Genomic DNA, 22,886 nt, shown 5'->3' on the forward strand with positions numbered 1-22,886 from the left:
GGTCCCCCGTGCGATTCCGGCGCCCGCCACGCCCCCCGACGTTACCCCCGACCTTGACCTCTCCGGCCGGCCGGGGCGGGCATGCTGTCAACTCGCGGGGTTGTGTCACGGAGAGAGAGGGAGTCGTCACATGGCGTACATCGGACGTCGGGGGTTGCTGGCGGGAGCCGCGGGAGCGCTGGCCGCGGTCTCGGCGGGACGGGCGGGCGCGGCGCGGGCGGTGCAGCGGCCGGGGCCCGCCGGGGAGCGGGGCGTGCCCGGGCCCGCCCGGGGGGCGGCGACCGCCGAGTTCCGGGGGATGTGGGTGGCCTCCGTGTCGAACGTGGACTGGCCCTCCGAGAGCGGGCTGTCGGCGCGGGAGCAGCGCGCGGAGCTGATCGGCCTCCTCGACAGTGCCGTGCGGCGCCGGCTCAACGTCGTGATCCTCCAGGTCCGGCCGGCGGCGGACGCGCTGTGGCCCTCGAAGCTGGAGCCCTGGTCGCAGTGGCTGACCGGGGAGCAGGGCGTGGATCCCGGCTGGGACCCGCTGGGCACGGCCGTCACCGAAGCCCACGCCCGCGGGCTGGAACTGCACGCCTGGTTCAACCCGTACCGGGTGGCCAACCACACCGACCCCGACCGGCTGGCGCCCGAGCACCCGGCGCGGCTCAACCCCGACTGGACCGTCGAGTACGGCGGGAAGCTCTTCTACAACCCCGGTCTGCCCGAGGTGCGGCTCTTCGTCCAGGACGCCATGTTCGACGCCGTCTCCCGCTACCCGGTGGACGGGGTGCACTGGGACGACTACTTCTACCCGTACCCGGCGGACGGCGAGTACTTCGACGACGACGAGGCCTACGAGGAGTACGGGGCCGACTTCCCCACCCGCGCGGCCTGGCGCCGCAACAACACCGACACCCTGGTCCGCGAGATGTCGGAGCGGCTGCGCAAGGTCCGGCCCGCGGCCCGCTTCGGGGTCAGCCCGTTCGCGGTCTGGCGCAACTCCGACAAGGACCCGAGCGGTTCACCCACACGGGCGGGCCTGGGCACCTACGACGACCTGTACGCGGACACCCGCAAGTGGGTCACCGAGGGCTGGATCGACTACATCGTGCCGCAGGCCTACTGGCAGATCGGGCACCCGACCGCCGACTACGCCGACATCGTCCCGTGGTGGGCGCGGACGGTCGCGGGCACGGGCGTGGACCTGTACGTGGGGGAGGCGCTGTACCGCTGCGACGCGGACAGCCCGACCGCGGCCTGGCGCGATCCGGCGGAGCTCTCCCGGCACGTGCGGTTCGCCCGCCAGTACCCCGAGGTCCGCGGCCATGCCTACTTCTCGGCGAAGCAGGTGGCCGCGGACCCCAACGGGGCCATGGCCAGGGTCGTCGCCGACCACTACGGGTCGGTCGTACCCCCGCGCTGACTCAGTGCTCGGGCTCTGAGGGGTGGCGGACCGTGCAGTCGGGTCCGGGAGCCATCAGGGCCTCGTGGCCGTCCTGGAAGCGGACCCGGTACGGGGGAGTTCCGTTCTCGCCCAGCACCTGGGTGATCTCACCCACCTTGTCGTGCTGCCCGACGATCCTGCCGTGCTGCACCAGCTGGTCGCCCTCGGTCGCGCGCATAACTGACCTCCTCGGTGGCGGTCCGATCCGGTGCTAGCAGTTTAGGTCGTTCCGCTGCTATTTGACCCGTTGGGTCACGGCGATGCAGACGAGGACCGCGCAGGCGGCCACGGGTGCGGCGGGCGACAGGTGCTCGCCGAGCAGGGCCACCGACCAGACCAGGGTCAGCAGCGGCTGGGCGAGCTGGAGCTGGCTGGCCCGCGGAGCGCCGATCTCGGCCATGCCGCGGTACCAGACGTACAGGCCGAGGAAGGTGGAGCCGGCCGCCGCCCACACCAGGCCGGCCAGCCCGTGGCCGGTCAGGTGCACCGGCTCGTACGCGAGCCCGAGCGCGGAGCCCGCGACGGTGAGCGGCAGGCACAGCACCAGCGCCCAGCCGACCACCTGCCAGCCGGGCAGCACCCGGGCCAGGCGCCCGCCCTCGGTGTATCCGGCGGCGCACACCAGCAGGGCGGCGAACAGGTAGGCGTCGCCGGCGGAGAGGGAGCCGCCGCTCTGCGCGACGGTGAAGGCGAGGACCACCGCGGCCCCGGCGAGGGCCGCGGCCCAGAACCGGCGCGAGGGCCGGGCCCCGGTGCGCAGCGCGGAGAGCGCGGCCGTGGTCAGCGGGAGCAGGCCGACCACGACGGCGGCGTGCGAGGTGGTGGAGGTGGTCAGCGCGAGGGTGGTGAGCAGCGGGAAGCCGACGACCACACCGCCCGCGACGACAGCCAGGCCCGCCCAGTGCTCGCGGGCGGGCAGCGGCACCCGCGCGGCCAGCAGGAAGCCGCCGGCGATGACGGCCGCGAGAACGCTGCGCAGGGCGACGAGCGACCAGGGGCCGAAGCTCTCCAGGCCCCAGGCGGTGGCGGGGAAGGTCAGCGAGAAGGCGACGACACCGAGCAGGGCGAGGAGGGTGCCCCGGGTCTGGGGCCGGGTCCCGGTGGCGGATCCGCCAACCGCTATCGATGTCGGGCGAGTAGCGCTATTCTGTGCTGTCATGTATGAGCGTAGCAGTGTGGCGGAACTGGCCGAGTCCCTCCGGTCCGAACTCAACCGCTACTCGGTGGGTGGAAAGCTCCCGTCGAGCCGGGCCCTGGTCGAGCGCTACCGCGTCAGCCCCGTCACCGTCTCCCGAGCCCTCGCGCAGCTCGCCGCCGAAGGCCTCGTCGTCACCCGGCCCGGCGCCGGGGTCTTCCGCGCCCGCCCGCGCACCTCGGCCCCCGCCTCCGGGGACACCTCCTGGCAGGAGGTCGCCCTCAGCGCGGAGGCCGTCGGGGAGGTGGTCCCGCGCTCCGTCGACGCCACCGGCGTGGTCGGCTCGCTGGCCGTGCCGCCCTCCGGGGTCATCGAGCTCAACGGCGGCTACCTGCACCCCTCCCTCCAGCCCGAGCGGGCCATGGCGGCCGCGCTGGCCCGGGCCGGGCGGCGGCCCGGAGCCTGGGGGCGGCCGCCCATCGAGGGGCTGCCCGAGCTGCGCGACTGGTTCGCCCGCGAGATCGGCGGCGCCGGACTGGCCGTCGGCGCCGCCGACGTGCTGATCACCGCGGGCGGGCAGAGCGCGCTGGCCACCGCCCTGCGGGCGCTCGCGCCGCCCGGGGCGCCGATCCTGGTGGAGTCGCCGACCTACCCCGGGCTGCTGGCCATCGCCCGCGCCTCCGGATGCCGGCCCGTGCCGGTCCCGGTGGACGCCGAGGGGGTCCGGCCGGAGCTGCTCGCCGCCGCCTTCGAAGCCACCGGGGCACGGGTCTTCGTATGCCAGCCGCTGTTCCAGAACCCGACCGGGGCGGTGCTGGCTCCCGGGCGGCGGGCCGAGGTCCTGCGGATCGCGCGGGCCGCCGGGGCCTTCGTGGTCGAGGACGACTACGCCCGGGCGCTGGCCCACGAGGACGCGGGGCCGCTGCCCGCGACGCTGGCAGCCGAAGACCCCGACGGGGTGGTGGTGCACGTCCGCTCGCTGACCAAGGCCACCTCGCCCAGCCTGCGGGTGGGCGCGCTGGCGGCCCGCGGCCCGGTGGTGGACCGGCTGCGCGCCATCCAGGTCGTGGACAGCTTCTTCGTGCCCCGGCCACTCCAGGAAGCCGCCCTGGAACTGGTCGGCGCACCCGCCTGGCCGCGCCACCTGCGGACCGTGGCCGCCGAACTGCGGCACCGGCGGGACGTGCTCGCGGGGGCCCTGCGGCGCGAGCTGCCCGCCCTGGAGCTGCCCCATCTGCCGTCCGGCGGATACCAGTTGTGGGTGCGGCCGGCCGGCGGCGGAGACGACGCCGCCTTCGCCGCCGCGGCCCTGCGCGCCGGGGTCGCCGTCGCGCCCGGCCGCCCGTACTTCTGCGCGGAACCGCCCGGGCCGTACGTCCGGATGAGCTTCGCCGGGGTGTCGGGCCCCGGAGAGCTGGTGGAGGCGGTCCAGCGGATGCGGGCCGGCCTGGTCGGCGGGGTCGGTCCCGACGCTTGACCCCGCGCGTCGGGCGGCTCACCATCACCGCATGCACGTTCGGCTTTCGCTCGTCGCCGCAGCCCGCAGTTCCTCGCTGCTCGCCGAGCGCTTCGACGACGACCGCCCGCTCGACGGGGCCGGTTGGCAGGCGGTGGAGACCGCCGCACCCGGCCTCGTCCCGCTGGGCGCGGCCGAACTGCGCTACTGCTCGCCCACCCCGCGCAGCCGGGCCACCGGCGAGGCCCTCGGGTACGCACCCCTCGCCCAGCCCGCGCTCCGCGACTGCGACATGGGCCGCTGGCGGGGGCTGACCCTGGCCGAGGTGACCGCGTACGAGCCGGGGGCGGTGGACCTCTGGCTCACCGACCCGCGCGCCGCCCCGCACGGCGGCGAGTCGCTGCTCGCCTTCATCTCCCGGATCGGCGGCTGGCTCGACACCAGGCCCGCCGACGACGGGGGCGCGATCGTGGCGGTGGCGGAGCCCTCCGTGGTCCGGGCCGCCCTGGTCTACGCGCTGAAGGCACCGCCGCTGACCTACTGGAACGTGGACGTCCGGCCGCTGTCGACCATGACCCTGACGGGCTGGTCCGGGCGCTGGCACCTCTCCCTGCAGGCCCCGGTGTAAACCGTTTGAGACCCGGGCCGCGCCGTGCCTAGCCTGCGGAGATGACCGGCATCATCATCACCACGATCGCACAGCGGCCCGAACTGGCCGGACGGCTCTGGGACATGAAGGACTCGTGGCCCGCCTTCGCCGAGCACGACGCGCTGGCCTGGCTGCTGTACCCGCGGATGGTGGCGGAACTGCCGGAGTACGTGCTGGTCGCCACGGACGGGGACACGGTCGTCGCCCGGGGATTCAGCGTGCCCTTCGCGCAGCACGCGGCCGGCCGCGACGGGGCGCTGCCCGCGCAGGGCTGGGACCGGGTCCTGATGTGGGCCTTCTCCGACCTGCGGCGCGGGGTGCGGCCCGACACGGTGAGCGCGATCGAGATCAGCGTCGCCACCGACCGGCAGGGCGAGGGCCTGTCCGGGCGGATGCTCGCCGCGATGCGGGACAACGCCCGGGCCCGCGGCTTCGCCGAGGTCGTGGCCCCGGTCCGGCCCAGCGGAAAACCGGCCGAGCCGGACACCTCCATCCACGAGTACGCGTACCGCACCCGCGAGGACGGCCTCCCGCACGACCCGTGGCTGCGCGTCCACGTCCGCGCGGGCGCGGTGATCGACTCGGTCGCCCCGCTCTCGATGACGGTCACCGCCTCGCTCGCCGAATGGCGCGGGTGGACCGGCCTCCCCTTCGCCACCCCGGGCCCGGTCCGCGTCCCGGGCGCCCTCGCGCCGGTCCACTGCGACCCGGAGCAGGGCTACGCGGTGTACGTGGAGCCGAACGTATGGGTCCGGCACCGGCTCGCGTAGTGCGGACGGGGCAGCGGACGGGTCAGCCCGCCGGCGTCCAGCGCGGGACGGTCGGCAGGAGGGTCTCCGCGACGCGGAGCACCACCGCGTCGTCCGGCAGGGCGCCGTCCTTGCGCCACAGGGTCACATCGAAGGAGTCCCCGTTGTCGCTCGCGTCCCGGGCCACGGTCAGGACACGGGCCGGGACGCCGGGGGCGCTGCTGGAGTCGCTCCCGTCGAGGCGGAAGCTGAGCTGGATGGTGCGGTCCGAGTAGAGGGCCGCCGGGCGGCCCAGCACGGTGCGCGGGGGAGCGGTGTCCCCCAGCAGGGTGGCCGACCGGGCCACCGGCAGGTTGCCGTAGGAGGCCCCCAGCGTCACGGTGTAGGTCTCGAACTCGACCCGGGCGGACGGCATGGCGATCTCCCGGCCGCCGCTGGTCTTGAAGGAGCCGCCGCTGCCGCCGGCGCTCTTCGCGCGCTCCCCCGGAGTGCCCAGCAGATCGGCGAGGTCGGGACGGTTCAGCGCCTCGCACAGCTCGGCGCCGGAGAGGTAGGGGTGGGGATAGCCCTTCTCGCGCTCCCCGCCCGAGCAGGCGGCGGGCTTCTCCAGGCCCCAGTCGACCGGGGGCAGCGACTCCTTGTACTCCTCCCACGCCCACATCCCGAAACCGAGGCCCGGTATCAGCACCACCGCCGCGAGGGCCTGCCCCCACGCGCGTGCGCCCCTGTTGGACGCGTCGTTGTCCTCGGCCATGTCCCCCACCTGTCCTGTTCCCCCGGTACGTGCCCGGGGACCTTATCCGGGTGATCATCGGGGCGCAAAGGAAGAATCCGAGGCTTTGCATAAACCTGCAGGGATACGTATAGTCATGCCATCGAGGAGGAGGGTCCGATGGTGGTACGTGTAGCGGTGGCCGGAGCGAGCGGATACGCGGGCGGTGAAGTCCTGCGCCTGCTGCTCTCCCACCCCGAGGTCGAGATCGGCGCGCTGACCGGCCACTCCAACGCCGGAGAACTCTTCGGCAACCTGCAACCGCACCTCGGGCCCCTCGCGGGGCGGACCCTGGAGGCGACCACGCCCGAGGTCCTCGCCGGACATGATGTCGTGTTCCTCGCGCTCCCGCACGGCCAGTCCGCCGCCGTCGCCGCCCAGCTCGGCGAGGACGTCCTCGTCATCGACATGGGCGCCGACCACCGGCTCAAGGACCCGGCCGACTGGGCCGCGTTCTACGGCGGCACCCACGCCGGGACCTGGCCCTACGGCCTCCCCGAGCTCCCCGGCGGCCGCGCCGCCCTCGCGGGAGCCAAGCGCGTCGCCGTCCCCGGCTGCTTCCCCACCGCCGTCTCGCTCGCCCTGTTCCCCGCCTACCAGGCGCGGCTCGCCGAGCCCGAGGCCGTGATCGTCGCCGCCACCGGCACTTCCGGCGCGGGCAAGGCCCTCAAGGCGAACCTGCTCGGCTCCGAGGTCATGGGCACGGTCACCCCCTACGGGGTGGGCGGCATGCACCGGCACACCCCCGAGATGGTGCAGAACCTGACCCCGCTCGCCGGGGAGCGGGTCTCCGTCTCCTTCACCCCGAACCTCGTTCCCATGGCGCGCGGCATCCTCGCCACCTGCTCCGCCAAGGCCCTCCCCGGCACCACCGCGGAATCGCTCCGCGCCGCCTACGAGAAGGCCTACGAGGACGAGCCCTTCGTCCAGCTCCTCCCCGAGGGCCGGTGGCCGACCACCAAGTCCGTCCAGGGTTCCAACGCCGTACAGGTCCAGGTCGCCTACGACGAGTCCGCCCGGCGGATCATCGCCATCAGCGCCATCGACAACCTGACCAAGGGCACTGCAGGCGGCGCGGTACAGAGCATGAACATCGCCCTCGGGCTCCACGAGAGCCTGGGGCTTTCCACGATCGGAGTGGCACCGTGAGCGTCACGGCAGCACAGGGATTCACGGCGGCGGGCATCGCCGCCGGAATCAAGGCAAACGGCAACCCCGACCTGGCCCTCGTGGTCAACAACGGGCCGCGTCTCGCCGCCGCGGGCGTCTTCACCTCCAACCGCGTCAAGGCCGCACCCGTGCACTGGTCCGAGCAGGTCCTGCGCGGCGGCACCGTCAGCGCGGTCGTCCTGAACTCCGGCGGCGCCAACGCCTGCACCGGCCCCAAGGGCTTCCAGGACACCCACGCCACCGCCGAGAAGGTCGCCGACGCCCTCGGCGACCCCTTCAACGCCGGCGAGATCGCGGTCGCCTCCACCGGGCTGATCGGCGTCCTGCTCCCGATGGACAAGCTGCTGCCCGGCATCGAGACCGCTGCCGCCGCCCTGTCCGCCGACGGCGGCGAGGCCGCCGCCATCGCCATCAAGACCACCGACACCGTGCACAAGACGGCCACCGTCTCCTGGGGGTCCCCCCGCCCGGAGGGTGGGGGAGGCTGGACCGTCGGCGGCATGGCCAAGGGCGCCGGCATGCTCGCCCCGGGCCTGGCCACCATGCTCGTCGTCCTCACCACCGACGCCGACCTGGACAGCGCCACCCTCGACCAGGCGCTGCGCGCGGCCACCCGCACCACCTTCGACCGGGTGGACTCCGACGGCTGCATGTCCACCAACGACACGGTGCTGCTGCTCGCCTCCGGGGCCTCCGGCCAGGTGCCGGCGTACGGGGAGTTCGCGGAGGCCGTACGGGCCGTCTGCGACGACCTCGCCCGCCAGCTGATCGGCGACGCCGAGGGCGCGAGCAAGGACATCCGCATCGAGGTCATCGGTGCGCTCACCGAGGACGACGCGGTCGAGGTCGGCCGCTCCATCGCCCGGAACAACCTGCTCAAGTGCGCCATCCACGGCGAGGACCCGAACTGGGGCCGGGTGCTCTCCGCCATCGGCACCACCCGGGCCGCCTTCGACCCGGACCGCCTCAACGTCGCCATCAACGACGTGTGGGTCTGCAAGAACGGCTCGGTCGGCGAGGACCGCGACCTGGTCTCCATGAAGGACCGCGAGGTCCGCATCACCGCCGACCTGTCCACCGGCAGCGCATCCGCCGTCATCTGGGCCAACGACCTGACCGCCGAGTACGTCCACGAGAACAGCGCCTACAGCTCATGAGCACCGCGAGGAAGCACACCGCACTCCCGAAGGCGGAGATCCTCATCGAGGCGCTGCCGTGGCTCACCCGCCACAACGGCAAGATCATCGTCATCAAGTTCGGCGGCAACGCCATGATCGACGAGGACCTCAAGGCCGCTTTCGCCCAGGACGTGGCCTTCCTGCGCCAGGCCGGCCTCAAGCCCGTCGTCGTGCACGGCGGCGGCCCCCAGATCAACGCCCAGCTCGACAAGCAGGGCCTGGTCAGCGAGTTCAAGGCGGGCCTGCGCGTCACGACCCCCGAGGCCATGGACGTCGTACGGATGGTGCTGGCGGGCCAGGTCCAGCGCGAGCTGGTCGGGCTGCTCAACCGGCACGGGCCGCTCGCCGTCGGCATGACCGGCGAGGACGCGCACACCATCACCGCCACCCGGCACACCCCCGAGATCGAGGGCGAGCTCGTCGACATCGGGCGGGTCGGCGAGATCACCGCCATCGACACCGGCGCGATCGAGGCGCTGCTGGCGGACGGCCGGATCCCGGTCATCTCCTCCATCGCGCGCAGCGCCGACGACCACCACGTCTACAACGTCAACGCCGACACGGCGGCCGCGGCCCTGGCCGCCGCGCTCGGCGCCGAGACGCTGATGGTCCTCACCGACGTCGAGGGCCTCTACGCGGACTGGCCCAACAGCGACGAGGTCATCAGCCGGCTCACCGTCAGCGAGCTGGAGAAGCTGCTGCCGGAACTGTCCAGCGGCATGGTGCCCAAGATGCAGGGCTGCCTGCACGCCGTGCGCGGCGGCGTCAGCACCGCCCGGGTGATCGACGGGCGGGTCCAGCACTCGATCCTGCTGGAGATCTTCACGGACGAGGGAATCGGCACGATGGTCGTGCCCGACGCACAGGGAGGGGAGCCCCGGTGACCACCGGCCATGGCAACGAGGAGTACCGCGCCCGCTGGCAGGGTGCGCTGACCAACAACTACGGCACCCCGGCGCTGGCCCTCGTACGCGGCGAAGGCGCCCAGGTCTGGGACGCGGACGGCCGGCAGTACACCGACTTCGTCGGCGGCATCGCGGTCAACGCCCTCGGCCACGCCCACCCGGCGATCGTCGAGGCCGTGACCGGCCAGATCTCCACGCTCGGCCACGTCTCCAACCTCTTCGCCTCCGAGCCGGTCGTCGCGCTCGGCGAGCGGCTGCTCCAGCTCTTCGGCCGTCCCGGCAAGGTCTTCTTCTGCAACTCCGGCGCCGAGGCCGTCGAGGCCGCGTTCAAGATCGGCCGGCTGACCGGGCGGACCCACATGGTGTCCACCTCCGGCGGCTTCCACGGCCGGACCATGGGCGCCCTCGCGCTCACCGGCCAGCCCAAGAAGCAGGAGCCCTTCCTGCCCCTGCCCGGCGACGTCACGCACGTCCCGTACGGCGACGTGGAGGCCCTGCGGGCCGCCGTCACCGAGGAGACGGCCTTCGTGATCGTCGAGCCGATCCAGGGCGAGAACGGCGTCGTCGTCCCGCCCGCCGGGTACCTGACGGCCGCCCGCGAGATCACCCGGGCCAAGGGCGCGCTGCTCGTCCTCGACGAGGTGCAGACCGGCATCGGGCGCTGCGGCCAGTGGTTCGAGCACCAGGCCCACGAGGGCGTGGAACCCGACCTCGTCACGCTCGCCAAGGGGCTCGGCGGCGGTCTGCCGATCGGTGCCGTGGCCGCCTTCGGACCGGCGGCCGACCTGCTCCAGCCCGGCCAGCACGGCACCACCTTCGGCGGGAACCCGGTCGCCTGCGCCGCCGGCCTCGCCGTGATCGACACCATCGCCGCCGACGGCCTGCTCGACCGGGTCAAGGCGCGCGGCGAGCGGCTGCGCGCCGGAATCGAGGGTTCCGGGCACGGGCTGGTCTCCCACGTCCGCGGTGCCGGTCTACTGCTGGGTATCGTGCTGACCGAGCCCCTCGCACCCCAGGTGCAGCAGGCGGCTCAGGACGCCGGCTTCCTGGTCAACGCGCCCGCCCCCGACGTCGTACGGCTCATGCCCCCCTACGTACTGTCCGAGGCCGAGGTGGACGCGTTCCTCCGGGCCCTGCCCGGCATCCTCGACGCAGCCAACGGGGACCGATCCGGAGAATGAGACGACGATGAGTCAGGCGCAGGACAACGAGCACGGCGGACAGGCCGTCCCGCAGACCCGCACCGCCCGCCACCGCCGGATCGTGGACATCCTCAACCGGCAGCCGGTCCGCTCCCAGAGCCAGCTGGCCAAGCTGCTCGCCGACGACGGGCTGAGCGTCACCCAGGCGACGCTCTCGCGCGACCTCGACGAGCTGGGCGCGGTGAAGATCCGCAACACCGGCGGCGAGCTGATCTACGCGGTGCCCAGCGAGGGCGGCTTCCGCACCCCGCAGGCCCCGCTCGGGGAGTCGGCGAAGGAGGAGCGCATGCGGCGCCTCTCCGGGGAACTGCTGATCTCGGCGGAGGCCTCCGCGAACCTCGTGGTCCTGCGCACCCCGCCCGGCGCGGCGCAGTTCCTCGCCTCGGCGATCGACCAGGCCGAACTCCGCGAGATCCTCGGCACGATCGCGGGCGACGACACGCTGATGCTGATCAGCCGCGACCCGGCGGGCGGCCAGGCCCTGGCCGACCACCTCCTGCGCCTCGCGCAGAAGGAGGGCTAGCGGCGGTCGGCGGCCGCTAGTAGCGGGTGACTGCCAGGGCCCCGGACTCGGTGCCGATCGCGATGTGGGGGTGGCGGCGCGGGTTCGCCCAGCGCAGGATCTCCCGCATGGCCCTCCTGGGGACGGACACGCAACCGGCCGTCGCCCCCCTGCCGTTGACGTGCAGGAAGATGCCCGCGCCCCGGCCGCGTACGGGCTCGTCGTAGTTGAAGGCGATGACCAGCGCGTGCACGTACTGGGACTCGTAGGCGAGCAGGTGCTCCGCCTCGCCCGGCGCGCAGTCCGCCGGCAGGGGCTCCACCCAGCGGTTGTAGGCGGCGGACGCGTTGTCCTGGCACCACCACGAGTCACCGGTCACCCGCCGGTAGCGGTACTCCGTCCCGGCCGGCGCGCGCCGGATCCCGAAGGCGTACGGGAGGTCGTACAGGCCGGTCGGCGTGGTGTTGGTGCCCTGCGTACGGGTCGCGCCCTCGGTCAGGCCCTTCGCCCCGAAGCGGGCCTCCGCGCTCCCGGCCTCGAACCAGAGCCCCGCCCGCCGGTCCCACCACGTCAGGCGTCCGGTCGTGGAGCCCGGCGCGGGGGCGACGGCGGTGATGAGCTGGCTGCCGCCGCCGGTGTCGGCGAGGCGGGCGGGCAGCGGATCGTGGCTCCAGGGGCCCTGCGGGAGCAGGGCGGTGACGATCAGTGAGCCGGTGACAAGAGCGGTACGCAGCACATGTCAGACGGTACGCGGGGGAAGGGGCATGGGCAGCGCAGGCAGGCCGTCGAGGCTCGTAGCGACCTTCTTCTCGCAGTACTCCCCGAACTCCTCGTCCGTCTTGCGGCCGAAGTACTCCGCGTGGAGGGTGCGTTCGCCCTGGTACTCCATGAAGGGGACGGCGTACCCGCACACATCGGCGATCCGCCGGGCGTGGACGAGGATGATGGCGCGCGCGGCGGGCCCGTCGGCCTCCCCGAACAGCCCGATCAGCTCGGCCCAGCGGGGGTCGTCGCGGAAGACGGCCTCGCCCTCGCCGTGGATGCGCACGATGTTCGGCGGCCCGCTGAAGGCGCACCACATGAGCGTGATCCGGCCGTTCTCGCGGACGTGGGCGATGGTCTCGGCGCCGCTGCCGCCGAAGTCCAGGTAGGCGAGCCGCTGCTCGTCGATGACGACGAGGGTGCCGGCGCGGCCCTTGGGGGACAGGTTGACGTGACCGTCACCCGCGAGCGGGGCGGTCGCCGTGAAGAAGACCGGCTGCTCCTCGATGAACTTGCGCAGCCGGCCGTCTATGCGTTCGTGGAGTTTTCCCATGCTGATCATTATCCGCGCTTGGACTTCGCGCGGGGAATGCCGACCCGTCCGCGCATCCCGCCCATGACGAAGCGGTCGAACACGCCCTCGCAGCGGTCCAGCAGGGCCGCGACCTCCGGGTCCCGCTTCGGCAGGAAGAAGGCACCGCGCCGGGAGCACAGCAGCTGGACGTGGCGGGCGGCGGCCTCCCGCAGGACCGGGTCCTCGTCCCTCACCAGCGCCACGGCGGCCCGCAGTGCGGTGATGCCGCCGCGCGGGAGCAGCAGCCGGTAGGCGGCCCGGCGGGTGTGGACGGGCCACCCGGGTACCAGGCGGGACTGCAGCCGGTCGGTGGGCAGGGCGTAGATCGAGAAGCGCAGGGCGCGGGCGGCCTCGCGGGCCACGGCCGGCGAGGGGTCGTCCAGCAGCGGCAGGAGCAGCGCGTCGTCGGTGGCCTCCAGGAGGTACAGCCCGGCCACGGCGGCGGCCCGGACCGCGCCCGCCGGGTGCGCCGACAGGGTGCGCAGCAGCGGGGCGTCCTCCCGGCGGGCGCACTCGGCGAAGCCGGCGACGGCGTACGGGGTGACGCGGGCCGGGTCCTCGACCAGCGCGCGGTGGAGGGCGTACGGGTCCCCGCCGTCCTGCCGGACCAGCGAGCGGGCGCGGGCGCGGACGAGCCCGGAGCGGTCGGCGAGGTGGTCCGCGGCCTCGGCGGCCCGCCCGGCCGCGCGCAGGGCGGTGAGCCCGGAGGCCCGGACCAGGGGCAGCTTCCCGGCGAGGAGTTCGTCGATCGCCGCGTCGTCCGGCCCGCCGGCGGCCAGGGCCGCCAGGGCGCCGTCCGTCCAGATCCGGCTCGTCACCCGGTCCCGTTCGACGCGGGCGCGCGCGGCGAGTTCCCGTACGCCGGTCCGGCCGCCCTCCACCGACAGCCGGGCGGCGAACCGCCGGGCCGGCAGGTCGTTCCCGAGGCGCAGGCGGTCCAGGACGGCGTCACGCCGGCGGGCGGTCAGCGAGTTCAGGCTCCAGGTCGTCGAGGCCCGCCCGGGGCGCCACCACGCGGCGAGGAGGGAGTAGCGGCCGCTCAGGGCCGCTTCCAACTGATCCCGCGCCCAGGCGCCGTGCTCGCGCCGGCCGAGGTGGAGGACGAGCGGGGCGAGCCTGACCAGGACCTCTTCGGGGTTCTTGGCCACGAGCCGGCCGAGCACCCGCCGGGCGCGTTCCCGTACGGCCGGGACCCAGTCGGCGCACCGGATGACGACGAGCTCCGGCGTCGGGAGGCGCCACGCGGCCAGCGCGGACGCGCGGATCCGGCCGTCGGGGTCGCACAGGCGGATCTCGGTCCGCTTGCTCTGCGGGGCCCCGTCCGACCGGGAGCGCAGGCGCCGTCGCACCTCCTGGTCGTAGGCGATCCAGGCCTGCGGCCCGTTCCAGGGGTGGAGGCCGGCGACGAGGCCGGTGTTCGCGCCCAGGAGCGCCGCCGCGGACTCCTGCCCCCGATGCGTGTCCCGTCGCGTGTCCCCCATGTGCCCTCCCCGGATGGCTCGTCCGCCGATCGTAGGTGGCCGCCATGGGCGGCGCCTTCGATATAAGGGCTGGTCAGCGGTGCGGCGAGGACCTCGATTGACGAAACATACGGAGTAGTGCATAGTTATGCCTATCAAGGCTTGATCGAGATCTTCGAGCTGTCCTCGAAGATCGCCGCCCGCCGCGACCTCGCCTGAGTCGTCCCACGCAGTACCGAGACGGCCTCCCCGTTACCTCCGCGACGGGGAGGCCGTTGCACACCCGAAGCCATGCAGTCTTGAGGAGCAGTAGCTGTGAGCAGCAACAACGGTGACGTCCGGCTCTGGGGCGGCCGCTTCGCCGACGGCCCCGCCGAGGCCCTCGCGAAGCTGTCCGCGTCGGTCCACTTCGACTGGCGCCTCGCGCCCTACGACATCGCCGGCTCGCGCGCCCATGCGCGCGTGCTGAACAAGGCGGGTCTGCTCACGGCCGAAGAGCTGGAGCGCATGATCGCCGGCCTCGACCGACTCGAAGCCGACGTGGCCGACGGCTCCTTCACCGGCACCGTCGCCGACGAGGACGTGCACACCGCCCTGGAGCGCGGCCTGCTGGAGCGGCTCGGCGCCGACCTCGGTGGCAAACTGCGCGCCGGCCGGTCCCGCAACGACCAGGTCGCCACCCTCTTCCGGATGTACCTGCGCGACCACGCCCGGACCATCGGCGCCCTGATCGCCGACCTCCAAGACGCGCTGGTCGGCCTCGCCGAGAGCCACGCGGACGTGGCGATGCCGGGCCGGACCCACCTCCAGCACGCGCAGCCCGTGCTCTTCGCCCATCACGTACTGGCCCACGTGCAGTCCCTGTCCCGGGACGCCGAGCGGCTGCGCCAGTGGGACACCCGGACCGCGGTCTCCCCGTACGGCTCGGGCGCCCTGGCCGGCTCCTCGCTGGGCCTGGACCCGGAGGCGGTCGCCGCCGACCTGGGCTTCGAGCGCGGCTCGGTCGGCAACTCGATCGACGGCACGGCCTCGCGCGACTTCGTCGCCGAGTTCGCCTTCATCACCGCGATGATCGGGATCAACCTGTCCCGGATCGCGGAGGAGATCATCATCTGGAACACGAAGGAGTTCTCCTTCGTGACCCTGCACGACGCCTTCTCGACCGGGTCGTCGATCATGCCGCAGAAGAAGAACCCGGACATCGCCGAGCTGGCGCGCGGCAAGTCGGGCCGCCTCATCGGCAACCTGACGGGGCTCCTGGCCACGCTCAAGGCGCTGCCCCTGGCCTACAACCGGGACCTCCAGGAGGACAAGGAGCCGGTCTTCGACTCCTGCGACACCCTTGAGGTCCTGCTGCCGGCCTTCACCGGAATGATGGCCACCCTCACGGTCAACCGGGAGCGGATGGAGGAGCTGGCTCCGGCGGGCTTCTCGCTCGCGACGGACATCGCGGAGTGGCTGGTCAAGCAGGGCGTTCCGTTCCGGGTGGCGCACGAGGTGGCCGGCGAGTGCGTCAAGGAGTGCGAGGGGCTCGGCATCGAGCTGGACGAGCTCACGGACGAGCAGTTCGCGAAGATCTCGGAGCACCTGACCCCCGAGGTCCGCACCGTCCTCAACGTCCCCGGCGCCCTGGCCTCGCGCAACGGCCGCGGCGGCACCGCCCCCTCGGCGGTCGCCGTCCAGCTCACCGAGCTGAAGGCGGACCTGGTCATCCAACACGCCTGGGCGGCCCACAAGCAGTAGTTCCTGTCCTGCGCCTGCCCGGAGGGGCGGGGGAGCCGATCGGCTCCCCCGCCCCTCCGGCGTTGCGGGGAATCAGCAGACGATGGTGATCGAGAACGGCCGGTCGGAGTCCACGGCGGCGTTGCCGCCGCTGGACGGCGTCGCGGTGCGGACGAAGAGGGTGTTCGCGTTCACCTGGCCGACCAGGATGGAGGAGCTGCCCGGTCCGGGGTCGCTGCCGCCGTTGGTGTTGATGGTGCCCAGCAGGGCGCAATTGTTGATGTTGGACGTGGTGGTGATGTTGTAGCGGCCGTTGCCGAAGTGGTTGACGGTCCCGGTGATGCCCTGCGCGCCCAGGAACTGTCCGTTCGCGGCGATCTTGGCCCAGGCGGTGGTGGTGGCCGCCGCCCGGGCCGCCTGGTGCGGCTCTGCCGACGCCGAGGACACGGCGACGACGCCGCCGACCGTCAGTGCCACCGCCGCGGCCCCGAGGGCCAGCTTCCTTGATCCGTTCATGGTTCTCTCCCTGCCGAAAAGATGGACTCAGTGCAGGTGAACCCGCCCCGGGTAAGGGCCCACTGGAGAGGAGCCTCCCGCTTCCCGCACCGGCCGGGGAAGACCTTGCGGGCACGATCACTCCAAATGATCAGAGCCGCCGAAAGGGGGAGCGTTCGTTCGATGGGGGATTTCTCGGCCCGGCCCGTTGACGACTTCGCATCATCCGCGCGAACACGGGTAGTAGTCATCGAATCACAGTGAGTCAGACCATGCTGCGAGAGCGCCGAAGTCCTCCCCGGTCAGCCCGATCTGCTCGTCGATCCGCAGCAGCAGCGCGTGCGCCGGGTGGTGCAGGTCCACGTACTCGCGGTCCATGGCCGTGATGTCGTCGTCGATCCACGCGAAGGGCCGGCCGCCCGCGTACTCCAGCACGTACTGCGTCTTCCAGAACGTGCCGCGCGGCGCCCGGCCGTGCATCACCGGCCAGTCGATGAAGGGGAGCCGGGGCAGGCCCAGGTGCGGCCCTATCCAGTCGTTGGCCTCGTCCTTCCAGGTGGTGGCCCAGACCAGCTCGTACGCGTCCGCCAGCGCGAGCAGCTCCGCGCCGTGGCCGTGGTTCAGCCAGACCCGCAGGGGCTTGGCGCTCTCGGCCTCCCTCCAGCCCGTGGGCCGCATCCGGTGGGTGGTGTACCCCTCGGGGCGGCGCTGGGGCTTTGCCGCGTAGGGATTCAGCGGTCCGTCGACGTCGATCAGCAGGAGGGGTTTCGTCGGCTTCATCTCGGCAGGATTCCTCTCGGCCGCCCGTTCGGCAGCTCATTTTGTCGATCGAATGAGACAGTGACGTCTCATTCGGGTTATGCTTGTCTCATGGCCATGGATCGTGACCAGGTGCTGCGCGACGCGGCCGCCCTGCTCTCCCGCAAATCGACCGCCACGATGGACGAGGTCGCCCGCGCCGCCGGAATCGGCCGCGCGACCCTCCATCGGCACTTCGCCGGGCGCGACGCCCTCGTACGGGCCCTCGAAGAAATGGGCATCCGGGAGTTCGAGGTGGCCTTCGACAACGCCCGCCTCGACGAGGGCAGTGCGGTCGACGCGCTGCGCAGGCTCGTCGCGGAGGCGGAGCCGAACGCCGAGCTGCTGGCCTTCCTCGTCACCGAGAACCAGCTCTTCGAGGGCGACCAGGTCAACGAGGGCTGGGCCCGCCTCGACGCCCGCGTCGGGGCGCTCTTCCGGCGCGGCCAGGAAGAGGGCGACATCCGGATCGACCTGAGCCCCGCCTGGCTCACCGAGGCCCTCTACGGCCTCATCGGCACCTGCGCCTGGGCCGTCATGGACGGCCGGGTCGCGGCCAAGGACTTCCAGTACATGATCACCGAGCTGCTGCTCGGTGGCGCACGACGGAGCGTGGAGTGATGAGCGGTACCAAGCAGTCGAGCCCGATCGAGGAGACGGGGGTCAAGAGCGGCGGGCGCGGGCGCTGGCTGGCGCTCTCCGTGCTCGTGCTGGCCGTGCTGCTGGTCGCGGTGGACGCCACCGTACTCGGTCTCGCCACCCCTTCCCTCTCCGAGGACCTCAAGCCGTCCGGCACCCAGCTGCTGTGGATCGGCGACATCTACTCCTTCGTCATCGCCGGACTCCTGGTCTCCATGGGCAGCCTCGGCGACCGCATCGGCCGCAAGAAGCTGCTCCTCGTCGGCGCCACCGCCTTCGGCGCCGTCTCGGTCCTCAACGCCTACGCGACCAGCCCCGAGATGATGATCGTCGCCCGGGCCCTGCTCGGCGTGGCCGGCGCGACCCTGATGCCGTCCACCCTCGCGCTGATCCGCAACATCTTCCACGACCCCAAGGAGCGCAGCCTCGCCATCGGCATCTGGGGCGCCACCGCCTCCGCCGGCGCGGCCGTCGGCCCGGTCGTCGGCGGGGCCCTGCTCCAGCACTTCTGGTGGGGCTCGGTCTTCCTCATCAACCTGCCCGTCATGGCCGCCCTCGTCATCGTCGGCATCAAGCTGCTGCCCGAGTCCAAGAACCCGGTCGCCGGCCCCTGGGACCTGGTCAGCGTCGGCCTCTCCCTCGTCGGTGTCATCAGCGTCGTCTACGCCGTCAAGGAAGCCGCCACCCACGGCCTGACCTGGGAGGTCGCGGGGACCGCGGGGCTCGGCGCGGGCGCGCTCTACGCCTTCGTCCGCCGCCAGTTCAGCCTGCCGTCCCCGCTGCTCGACATGCGGCTCTTCCGCCACCGCGGCTTCTCCGGCGCCGTCCTCGCCGACCTCCTCACCGTCTTCGGCCTGTCCGGACTGGTCTTCTTCCTCTCCCAGTTCCTCCAGCTCGTCCAGGGCCGCGAGCCGCTGGAAGCCGGCCTCGCCGAACTGCCCGCCGCCATCGGCGCGGTGGCCACCGGTCTGGTCGCGGGCAGGTACGCCCGCAGGTACTCGGTCCGGTCGATCGTCGCCGGCGGCCTCGGCGCCATCGGCCTGGCCCTCGCCGCGCTGACCGTGCTCCACAAGGAGAGCGGCTACCCGCTGCTCGGCGCGGCCCTGCTCGTCGTCGGCCTCGGCGCCGGCTTCTCCTTCACCGTCACCGCCGACGTGATCCTCTCCAGCGTGCCCAAGGAGCAGGCCGGTTCGGCCTCGGCCGTCTCCGAGACGGCCTACGAACTCGGCGCCGCCCTCGGCATCGCCCTGCTCGGTTCCATCGTCACCGGCGTCTACCAGGGCTTCACCGCCCCGGCGTCCGTCGGGGGCGCCGTCGCCGACGCCGCGCACGAATCCCTCGGCGGCGCCGTCGAAGCGGCCAAGACGCTGGATCCGCAGACCGCCGGGCAGATGGTGGGCGCCGCCCAGGAGGCCTTCGTGGACGGCCTGAGGCTCGCCTCCGGCGTCGGCGCGGCCGTCCTGCTGGCCACCGCCGTGGCCGCCTGGTTCCTGCTCAAGGGCCAGAAGCTCCAGGACGGCATCGAACACTGACGCCCCACCAGCGGGTGGTGTCCCAGGCGGAGTTGACAGTTCGTCGAACCGCGGGACACCATCCCCGCGATGGAGATCAACGAGCTGACCCCGGCGGAGCGCCGCGTATGGGACGCCTTCCCGCGGGGTGAGGGCGTCGATTTCCGGACGGATCCCGACGAGACCGGCGAAGGCGGCGAGTCCTGGGGCCCCGAGCGGACCCTGCGCGCCGACGTGCTCGCCGAGCTCCTGCTGAACGGGCCCCGCATCGTGGGACAGGTCCCCGGGCTCAACATCAGGGGCGCCCGGATCACCGGCAAGCTGAACCTCCGGTACGCGGTCATCGAGCACCCGATCCGCGTGCGCGCCTGCTGGTTCGAGCGCAAACCCCTGCTCTTCGGGGCCCAGTTGCGGACCTTCGTGGTCAACGACTCGACGCTTCCCGGACTGACCGCCAACTCCGTCCGCGTCGACGTCTGGCTCAAGCTGTCCTGTTGCCGCATCACCGGACCGGTCCGGCTGTCCGGGGCCCGGATAGCCGGAGGCCTCTTCCTGCGGAGGGCGGTCATCGGGACGCCGCCCGGCGAGGGCGCTCCCGAAGAGGCCCAGGAGCCGCCGCTCCAGATCAACCACGCCGACATCGGCACCGACGTCATCGCCATGGAACTGACCGTCCACGGCCAGACCCGCATCAACGGCACCACCGTCGGCGGCCAGATCAACCTGGACGACGCCCGCCTGCTGGCTCCCGGCGGCACCGCCCTGCACGCCGAGACCCTCACCGTCGGTACCGACGTACGGGCCATGCGCGCGCAGCTGCACGGCCGGATCAACCTCACCGGATCCCGCATACCGGGCCAGCTCAACCTCGCCTATGCCCGGTTCGTGAACCCCGGCGGCGTCGCGCTGCGCGCCTCCAGCTGCACGATCGGCGAGGTGTGGCTGCGCTCCTGCGAGACCATCCAGGGCGGGGTGAACCTGCGGCGCTCCCAGTTCGACCTGCTGCACATGCCGCCCGAGACCTGGCCGCAGCAGATCCGCATAGACGGCCTGACCTACCGCACCCTCGCCCCGCACCTGCCGGCCGAGGAGCGGCTGCCCGCACTGGAGCGCGAGGAGTCGGGTTACCTCCCGTACGCCTACGAACAGCTCGCCGCGGCCTACCGTACGGTCGGCGACGAGGCGGCCGCGCGGACCGTCCAGCTCGCCAAACTGCGCCGCCACCGGCGCACCCTGCCCCGGCACACCCGGCTGTGGGGGCTGCTCCAGGACGGCACGGTCGGCTACGGCTTCCGGCCGCTGCGCGCGGCGGGCTGGCTGCTGGCGCTGCTGCTGACCGGGACGATCGCCTACACGCTCGCGCCGCCCCGGCCGCTGAAGGCGGGGGAGGCGCCGGACTTCAACGCCGTCTTCTACACGATCGACCTGATGCTGCCGATCATCGGCTTCGGGCAGGAGTCCGCTTACGCGCCGAGCGGCTGGTACCAGTGGCTGTCGTACCTGCTGATCGTGACCGGCTGGATCCTCGCCACCACCACGGCGGCGGGCGTCAGCCGGTCACTCAGACGGCAGTGAGCGCTACGCGGCCTTGGCCTTCGTGGCGTACATGTCCACGTACTCCTGGCCCGACAGCCGCATGACCTCGGCCATCACCGAGTCGGTGACGGCGCGCAGCACGTAGCGGTCGCGGTCCATGCCCTCGTAGCGGGAGAACTCCATCGGCTCGCCGAAGCGGACCGTGACCCGGCCCGGGCGCGGCATGCCGGCGCCGCCGGGCTGCAGCTTGTCGGTGCCGATCATCGCGAACGGGACCACCGGGGCGCCGGTCATCAGGGTCAGGCGGGCGATGCCGGTGCGGCCGCGGTAGAGCCGGCCGTCGGGGGAGCGGGTGCCCTCGGGGTAAATGCCGAAGATCTTGCCCTCTTCGAGGATCCGGCGGCCGGTCATCAGGGCGGCGACTCCGCCGTTGGCCCCGTCGCGGTCGACGGGGATCATGCCGGAGCCGGAAAAGAACCAGGCCATGGCGCGACCCTTGATGCCCTTGCCCGTCACGTACTCGTCCTTGCCGATGAAGTGGACCGTACGGTCGCACACCAGCGGAAGGATCATGGAGTCGATGAAGGTGAGGTGATTGCCCGCCAGGATCACAGGCCCGTCGCCCGGAATGTTCTCGATGCCCTCCACACGGGTGCGGAACATCAGGCGCATGACCGGTCCGACAGTGGCTTTGATGAGGCGCGTACGGAACAACGTGGGCCCTCCGGCATCGAAAAGCGGTTCTCGCACCCACCACACGGCGGTAGTGCAGGTGAGGACGATACTCGCGGGTCGGGCCTGATCGCACATCGGGTTCACGAGTCGGATACGCAGTGTTGACGCACGTTTCCGCCATGTTCCACCTCCGCACCCCCGGCCGCTACCGCCCCTTGCCTACGATCGGCACGCCGATTCGGGCCTTTCGCAGCGAGGAGTGGCACTCATGACACAGGGTGGGGCAGCACGGCGCACGGTCCTGGGGGCGGCGGTCCTGGCGGCCGGCAGCGGGATCACGGCACTCTCGGCGGGAACGGCCGCCGCATCCGGCGCGGGCCACGGCGCGGACGGCTACCGGGACCTGCCGTACCCGACGGTGATCGGCCACCGCGGCGCCAGCGGGTACCGCCCGGAACACACGCTCGGCTCCTACCAGCTCGCCCTCGACCTGGGCGCCGACGTCATCGAGCAGGACCTGGTCCCGACCAGGGACGGGCACCTGGTGTGCCGCCACGAGAACGAGATCGGCGGCACCACGAACGTCGCCGACCACCCCGAATTCGCCTCGCGCCGTACCACCAAGTCCGTCGACGGCGTCTCCGTCACGGGCTGGTTCACCGAGGACTTCACCCTCGCCGAGATCAAGACCCTGCGCGCGAAGGAACGTATCCCCGCCGTCCGCCAGCGCAACACCCTCTACGACGGCCAGTGGGCCGTACCCACCTTCGAAGAGGTGCTGCGCTGGGCCGACCGCGAGGGCAAGCGGCGCGGCAAGCGGGTCTGGCTGCACGTCGAGACCAAGCACCCCAGCTACTTCCGCGCCCTCGGCCTCGGCCTGGAGGAGCCCCTCGCGAAGCTGCTGCGCCGCTACGGGCGCGACGGCCGGAGTGCCGCCCTCTTCCTCCAGTCCTTCGAGCCCTCCAGCATCCAGCGGCTCTCCCGGCTGGTCTCGGCTCCCCGCGTGGTCCTGCTCTCCGCGGCGAACACCCGTCCGTGGGACTTCGAACAGGCCAAGGACCCGCGTACGGTCGCGGACCTGGTCAAGCCCGAGGGCCTGAAGTGGATCGCCGGCTTCGCCCAGGGCATCGGCCCGACCATGGACCTGATCCTCCCGCGCGACGCGGCCGGCAAGCTCGGCGCGCCCACCACGCTGGTCGCGGACGCCCACGCCCGCGGGCTGGTCCTGCACCCCTACACCGCGCGCAACGAGAACAGCTTCCTGCCGGCCGACTTCCGCAAGGGCACGGACCCGGCCGCGTACGGGGACGCCTTCGGCGCCTTCCGTACGTACTTCGAACAGGGCATCGACGGCATCTTCACGGACAACCCGGACACCGGGCTGCTCGCGGCCGAGGCCTTCCGCCCCGGCCGCCGCCCCGTCAACCACTGAGCGGGCCTTCCCGAACGAGTGGGCGGGGGGCCGCGGGGGGACCCCCCGGCCCCGCCCCCCCCGCCCCCCCCCCCCGGGCCCGGCGTTAGGAGGACCCAGTGTGATAAAGCGGCCCCCGGGGGCGGCCGGCGGGGCCGC

23 protein-coding genes are annotated in these 22,886 nt (G+C 72.7%); 14 read left to right on the forward strand and 9 right to left on the reverse strand.

Annotation, left to right across the window (positions count from 1 at the left end; translation table 11 throughout):
- Positions 1-130: 130 nt before the first annotated feature.
- Positions 131-1,405 carry a glycoside hydrolase family 10 protein gene (locus ACFWBN_RS21585; protein ID WP_385178505.1) on the forward strand — a complete coding sequence of 425 codons (1,275 nt, stop codon included), beginning with the start codon at positions 131-133 and terminating at the stop codon, positions 1,403-1,405.
- Between the two features lies 1 nt (position 1,406).
- Here the strand turns inward: ACFWBN_RS21585 and ACFWBN_RS21590 are convergent, their stop codons facing one another.
- Entirely contained in the window at positions 1,407-1,604 is a 198-nt protein-coding gene (locus tag ACFWBN_RS21590) for a DUF1918 domain-containing protein (RefSeq protein WP_319723247.1), read from the reverse strand.
- A gap of 57 nt (positions 1,605-1,661) precedes the next feature.
- Positions 1,662-2,585, reverse strand: coding sequence for a DMT family transporter (locus ACFWBN_RS21595; protein WP_385178506.1), 924 nt, complete (start codon positions 2,583-2,585; stop codon positions 1,662-1,664).
- Between ACFWBN_RS21595 and ACFWBN_RS21600 the strand changes: the two genes are divergently transcribed.
- From ACFWBN_RS21600 to ACFWBN_RS21610, 3 genes are read left to right on the forward strand one after another with little or no spacing between them, the layout of a single operon-like run.
- Complete coding sequence (locus tag ACFWBN_RS21600; protein ID WP_385178507.1) at positions 2,584-4,038, forward strand: PLP-dependent aminotransferase family protein; 1,455 nt, start codon at positions 2,584-2,586, stop codon at positions 4,036-4,038. The two genes, ACFWBN_RS21595 and ACFWBN_RS21600, sit on opposite strands and share 2 nt — an antisense overlap.
- Before the next feature lie 31 nt (positions 4,039-4,069).
- Positions 4,070-4,645 carry a histidine phosphatase family protein gene (locus ACFWBN_RS21605; protein ID WP_385178508.1) on the forward strand — a complete coding sequence of 192 codons (576 nt, stop codon included), beginning with the start codon at positions 4,070-4,072 and terminating at the stop codon, positions 4,643-4,645.
- Between the two features lie 41 nt (positions 4,646-4,686).
- Complete coding sequence (locus tag ACFWBN_RS21610; RefSeq protein WP_385178509.1) at positions 4,687-5,436, forward strand: N-acetyltransferase; 750 nt, start codon at positions 4,687-4,689, stop codon at positions 5,434-5,436.
- A gap of 22 nt (positions 5,437-5,458) precedes the next feature.
- Here the strand turns inward: ACFWBN_RS21610 and ACFWBN_RS21615 are convergent, their stop codons facing one another.
- The gene (locus ACFWBN_RS21615) at positions 5,459-6,169 is read right to left on the reverse strand and encodes a DUF6215 domain-containing protein (protein ID WP_385178510.1); all 711 of its coding nucleotides are present in this window, start codon (positions 6,167-6,169) and stop codon (positions 5,459-5,461) included.
- 138 nt (positions 6,170-6,307) lie between these two features.
- On the opposite strand from ACFWBN_RS21615, the gene argC reads away from it, so the two are divergent.
- Genes argC through ACFWBN_RS21640 form a run of 5 tightly spaced genes read left to right on the forward strand, consistent with a single transcriptional unit; the run spans position 6,308 to position 11,165 of the window.
- A complete protein-coding gene (argC, locus tag ACFWBN_RS21620; RefSeq protein WP_385178511.1) occupies positions 6,308-7,336 on the forward strand; it encodes an N-acetyl-gamma-glutamyl-phosphate reductase in 1,029 nt (342 codons plus the stop codon).
- Positions 7,333-8,514: a bifunctional glutamate N-acetyltransferase/amino-acid acetyltransferase ArgJ gene (argJ, locus tag ACFWBN_RS21625; RefSeq protein WP_385178512.1), complete on the forward strand. Its 1,182-nt coding sequence runs from the start codon at positions 7,333-7,335 to the stop codon at positions 8,512-8,514. The genes argC and argJ overlap by 4 nt, the downstream gene beginning before the upstream one ends.
- Positions 8,511-9,419: an acetylglutamate kinase gene (gene argB, locus ACFWBN_RS21630; protein WP_385178513.1), complete on the forward strand. Its 909-nt coding sequence runs from the start codon at positions 8,511-8,513 to the stop codon at positions 9,417-9,419. The genes argJ and argB overlap by 4 nt, the downstream gene beginning before the upstream one ends.
- On the forward strand, positions 9,416-10,621 hold the full coding sequence (locus tag ACFWBN_RS21635) for an acetylornithine transaminase (protein WP_385178514.1): 1,206 nt from the start codon (positions 9,416-9,418) through the stop codon (positions 10,619-10,621). Before argB ends, ACFWBN_RS21635 begins: the two co-directional genes overlap by 4 nt.
- Positions 10,622-10,628: 7 nt before the next feature.
- Positions 10,629-11,165, forward strand: coding sequence for an arginine repressor (locus ACFWBN_RS21640; RefSeq protein ID WP_030027366.1), 537 nt, complete (start codon positions 10,629-10,631; stop codon positions 11,163-11,165).
- Between the two features lie 16 nt (positions 11,166-11,181).
- Here the strand turns inward: ACFWBN_RS21640 and ACFWBN_RS21645 are convergent, their stop codons facing one another.
- Genes ACFWBN_RS21645 through ACFWBN_RS21655 form a run of 3 tightly spaced genes read right to left on the reverse strand, consistent with a single transcriptional unit; the run spans position 11,182 to position 13,961 of the window.
- Complete coding sequence (locus ACFWBN_RS21645; protein ID WP_385178571.1) at positions 11,182-11,877, reverse strand: L,D-transpeptidase; 696 nt, start codon at positions 11,875-11,877, stop codon at positions 11,182-11,184.
- Positions 11,878-11,883: 6 nt separating this feature from the next.
- Positions 11,884-12,459 carry a pyridoxamine 5'-phosphate oxidase family protein gene (locus ACFWBN_RS21650; protein WP_385178515.1) on the reverse strand — a complete coding sequence of 192 codons (576 nt, stop codon included), beginning with the start codon at positions 12,457-12,459 and terminating at the stop codon, positions 11,884-11,886.
- 8 nt (positions 12,460-12,467) lie between these two features.
- Positions 12,468-13,961, reverse strand: a complete 1,494-nt coding sequence (locus ACFWBN_RS21655; protein ID WP_385178516.1) for a hypothetical protein — start codon at positions 13,959-13,961, stop codon at positions 12,468-12,470.
- 294 nt (positions 13,962-14,255) lie between these two features.
- Here ACFWBN_RS21655 and argH point away from each other — a divergent pair, with 294 nt between their 5' ends.
- Complete coding sequence (argH, locus tag ACFWBN_RS21660) at positions 14,256-15,683, forward strand: argininosuccinate lyase (protein ID WP_385178517.1); 1,428 nt, start codon at positions 14,256-14,258, stop codon at positions 15,681-15,683.
- Positions 15,684-15,755: 72 nt separating this feature from the next.
- Here argH and ACFWBN_RS21665 read toward each other — a convergent pair whose 3' ends face one another.
- Positions 15,756-16,178, reverse strand: coding sequence for a hypothetical protein (locus tag ACFWBN_RS21665; protein WP_385178518.1), 423 nt, complete (start codon positions 16,176-16,178; stop codon positions 15,756-15,758).
- A gap of 234 nt (positions 16,179-16,412) precedes the next feature.
- Positions 16,413-16,937 (reverse strand): HAD domain-containing protein, encoded by a 525-nt coding sequence (locus ACFWBN_RS21670; RefSeq protein ID WP_385178519.1) that lies wholly within the window; start codon positions 16,935-16,937, stop codon positions 16,413-16,415.
- Positions 16,938-17,027: 90 nt separating this feature from the next.
- Between ACFWBN_RS21670 and ACFWBN_RS21675 the strand changes: the two genes are divergently transcribed.
- The 3 genes from ACFWBN_RS21675 to ACFWBN_RS21685 all read left to right on the forward strand — a co-directional run bounded on the left by ACFWBN_RS21675 (position 17,028) and on the right by ACFWBN_RS21685 (position 20,680).
- The gene (locus tag ACFWBN_RS21675) at positions 17,028-17,576 is read left to right on the forward strand and encodes a TetR/AcrR family transcriptional regulator (protein WP_385178520.1); all 549 of its coding nucleotides are present in this window, start codon (positions 17,028-17,030) and stop codon (positions 17,574-17,576) included.
- Positions 17,576-19,126, forward strand: coding sequence for an MFS transporter (locus ACFWBN_RS21680; protein ID WP_385178521.1), 1,551 nt, complete (start codon positions 17,576-17,578; stop codon positions 19,124-19,126). Before ACFWBN_RS21675 ends, ACFWBN_RS21680 begins: the two co-directional genes overlap by 1 nt.
- A 69-nt stretch (positions 19,127-19,195) precedes the next feature.
- The gene (locus tag ACFWBN_RS21685; protein WP_385178522.1) at positions 19,196-20,680 is read left to right on the forward strand and encodes a membrane-associated oxidoreductase; all 1,485 of its coding nucleotides are present in this window, start codon (positions 19,196-19,198) and stop codon (positions 20,678-20,680) included.
- Between the two features lie 3 nt (positions 20,681-20,683).
- Here ACFWBN_RS21685 and ACFWBN_RS21690 read toward each other — a convergent pair whose 3' ends face one another.
- Complete coding sequence (locus ACFWBN_RS21690; protein WP_385178523.1) at positions 20,684-21,451, reverse strand: lysophospholipid acyltransferase family protein; 768 nt, start codon at positions 21,449-21,451, stop codon at positions 20,684-20,686.
- Between the two features lie 133 nt (positions 21,452-21,584).
- Here ACFWBN_RS21690 and ACFWBN_RS21695 point away from each other — a divergent pair, with 133 nt between their 5' ends.
- Positions 21,585-22,748: a glycerophosphodiester phosphodiesterase gene (locus ACFWBN_RS21695; RefSeq protein WP_385178524.1), complete on the forward strand. Its 1,164-nt coding sequence runs from the start codon at positions 21,585-21,587 to the stop codon at positions 22,746-22,748.
- The last annotated feature ends 138 nt before the right edge of the window (positions 22,749-22,886 follow it).

Origin of the sequence: Streptomyces sp. NPDC059989 (assembly GCF_042736975.1) — a bacterium.
GTDB lineage: Bacteria > Actinomycetota > Actinomycetes > Streptomycetales > Streptomycetaceae > Streptomyces.

Excerpts from the sequence above, each read along its gene's own strand:
- ACFWBN_RS21665 (WP_385178518.1), bottom strand. The coding sequence starts at position 16,178 with ATGAACGGATCAAGGAAGCTGGCCCTCGGGGCCGCGGCGGTGGCACTG.
- ACFWBN_RS21690 (WP_385178523.1), bottom strand. The coding sequence starts at position 21,451 with ATGTGCGATCAGGCCCGACCCGCGAGTATCGTCCTCACCTGCACTACC.
- argB (WP_385178513.1), top strand. The coding sequence starts at position 8,511 with ATGAGCACCGCGAGGAAGCACACCGCACTCCCGAAGGCGGAGATCCTC.
- ACFWBN_RS21610 (WP_385178509.1), top strand. The coding sequence starts at position 4,687 with ATGACCGGCATCATCATCACCACGATCGCACAGCGGCCCGAACTGGCC.
- ACFWBN_RS21685 (WP_385178522.1), top strand. The coding sequence starts at position 19,196 with ATGGAGATCAACGAGCTGACCCCGGCGGAGCGCCGCGTATGGGACGCC.
- ACFWBN_RS21595 (WP_385178506.1), bottom strand. The coding sequence starts at position 2,585 with ATGACAGCACAGAATAGCGCTACTCGCCCGACATCGATAGCGGTTGGC.
- argC (WP_385178511.1), top strand. The coding sequence starts at position 6,308 with ATGGTGGTACGTGTAGCGGTGGCCGGAGCGAGCGGATACGCGGGCGGT.
- ACFWBN_RS21585 (WP_385178505.1), top strand. The coding sequence starts at position 131 with ATGGCGTACATCGGACGTCGGGGGTTGCTGGCGGGAGCCGCGGGAGCG.
- ACFWBN_RS21650 (WP_385178515.1), bottom strand. The coding sequence starts at position 12,459 with ATGGGAAAACTCCACGAACGCATAGACGGCCGGCTGCGCAAGTTCATC.
- ACFWBN_RS21655 (WP_385178516.1), bottom strand. The coding sequence starts at position 13,961 with ATGGGGGACACGCGACGGGACACGCATCGGGGGCAGGAGTCCGCGGCG.
- ACFWBN_RS21675 (WP_385178520.1), top strand. The coding sequence starts at position 17,028 with ATGGCCATGGATCGTGACCAGGTGCTGCGCGACGCGGCCGCCCTGCTC.
- ACFWBN_RS21615 (WP_385178510.1), bottom strand. The coding sequence starts at position 6,169 with ATGGCCGAGGACAACGACGCGTCCAACAGGGGCGCACGCGCGTGGGGG.
- ACFWBN_RS21590 (WP_319723247.1), bottom strand. The coding sequence starts at position 1,604 with ATGCGCGCGACCGAGGGCGACCAGCTGGTGCAGCACGGCAGGATCGTC.
- ACFWBN_RS21695 (WP_385178524.1), top strand. The coding sequence starts at position 21,585 with ATGACACAGGGTGGGGCAGCACGGCGCACGGTCCTGGGGGCGGCGGTC.
- ACFWBN_RS21640 (WP_030027366.1), top strand. The coding sequence starts at position 10,629 with ATGAGTCAGGCGCAGGACAACGAGCACGGCGGACAGGCCGTCCCGCAG.
- ACFWBN_RS21605 (WP_385178508.1), top strand. The coding sequence starts at position 4,070 with ATGCACGTTCGGCTTTCGCTCGTCGCCGCAGCCCGCAGTTCCTCGCTG.
- ACFWBN_RS21670 (WP_385178519.1), bottom strand. The coding sequence starts at position 16,937 with ATGAAGCCGACGAAACCCCTCCTGCTGATCGACGTCGACGGACCGCTG.
- ACFWBN_RS21680 (WP_385178521.1), top strand. The coding sequence starts at position 17,576 with ATGAGCGGTACCAAGCAGTCGAGCCCGATCGAGGAGACGGGGGTCAAG.
- ACFWBN_RS21600 (WP_385178507.1), top strand. The coding sequence starts at position 2,584 with ATGTATGAGCGTAGCAGTGTGGCGGAACTGGCCGAGTCCCTCCGGTCC.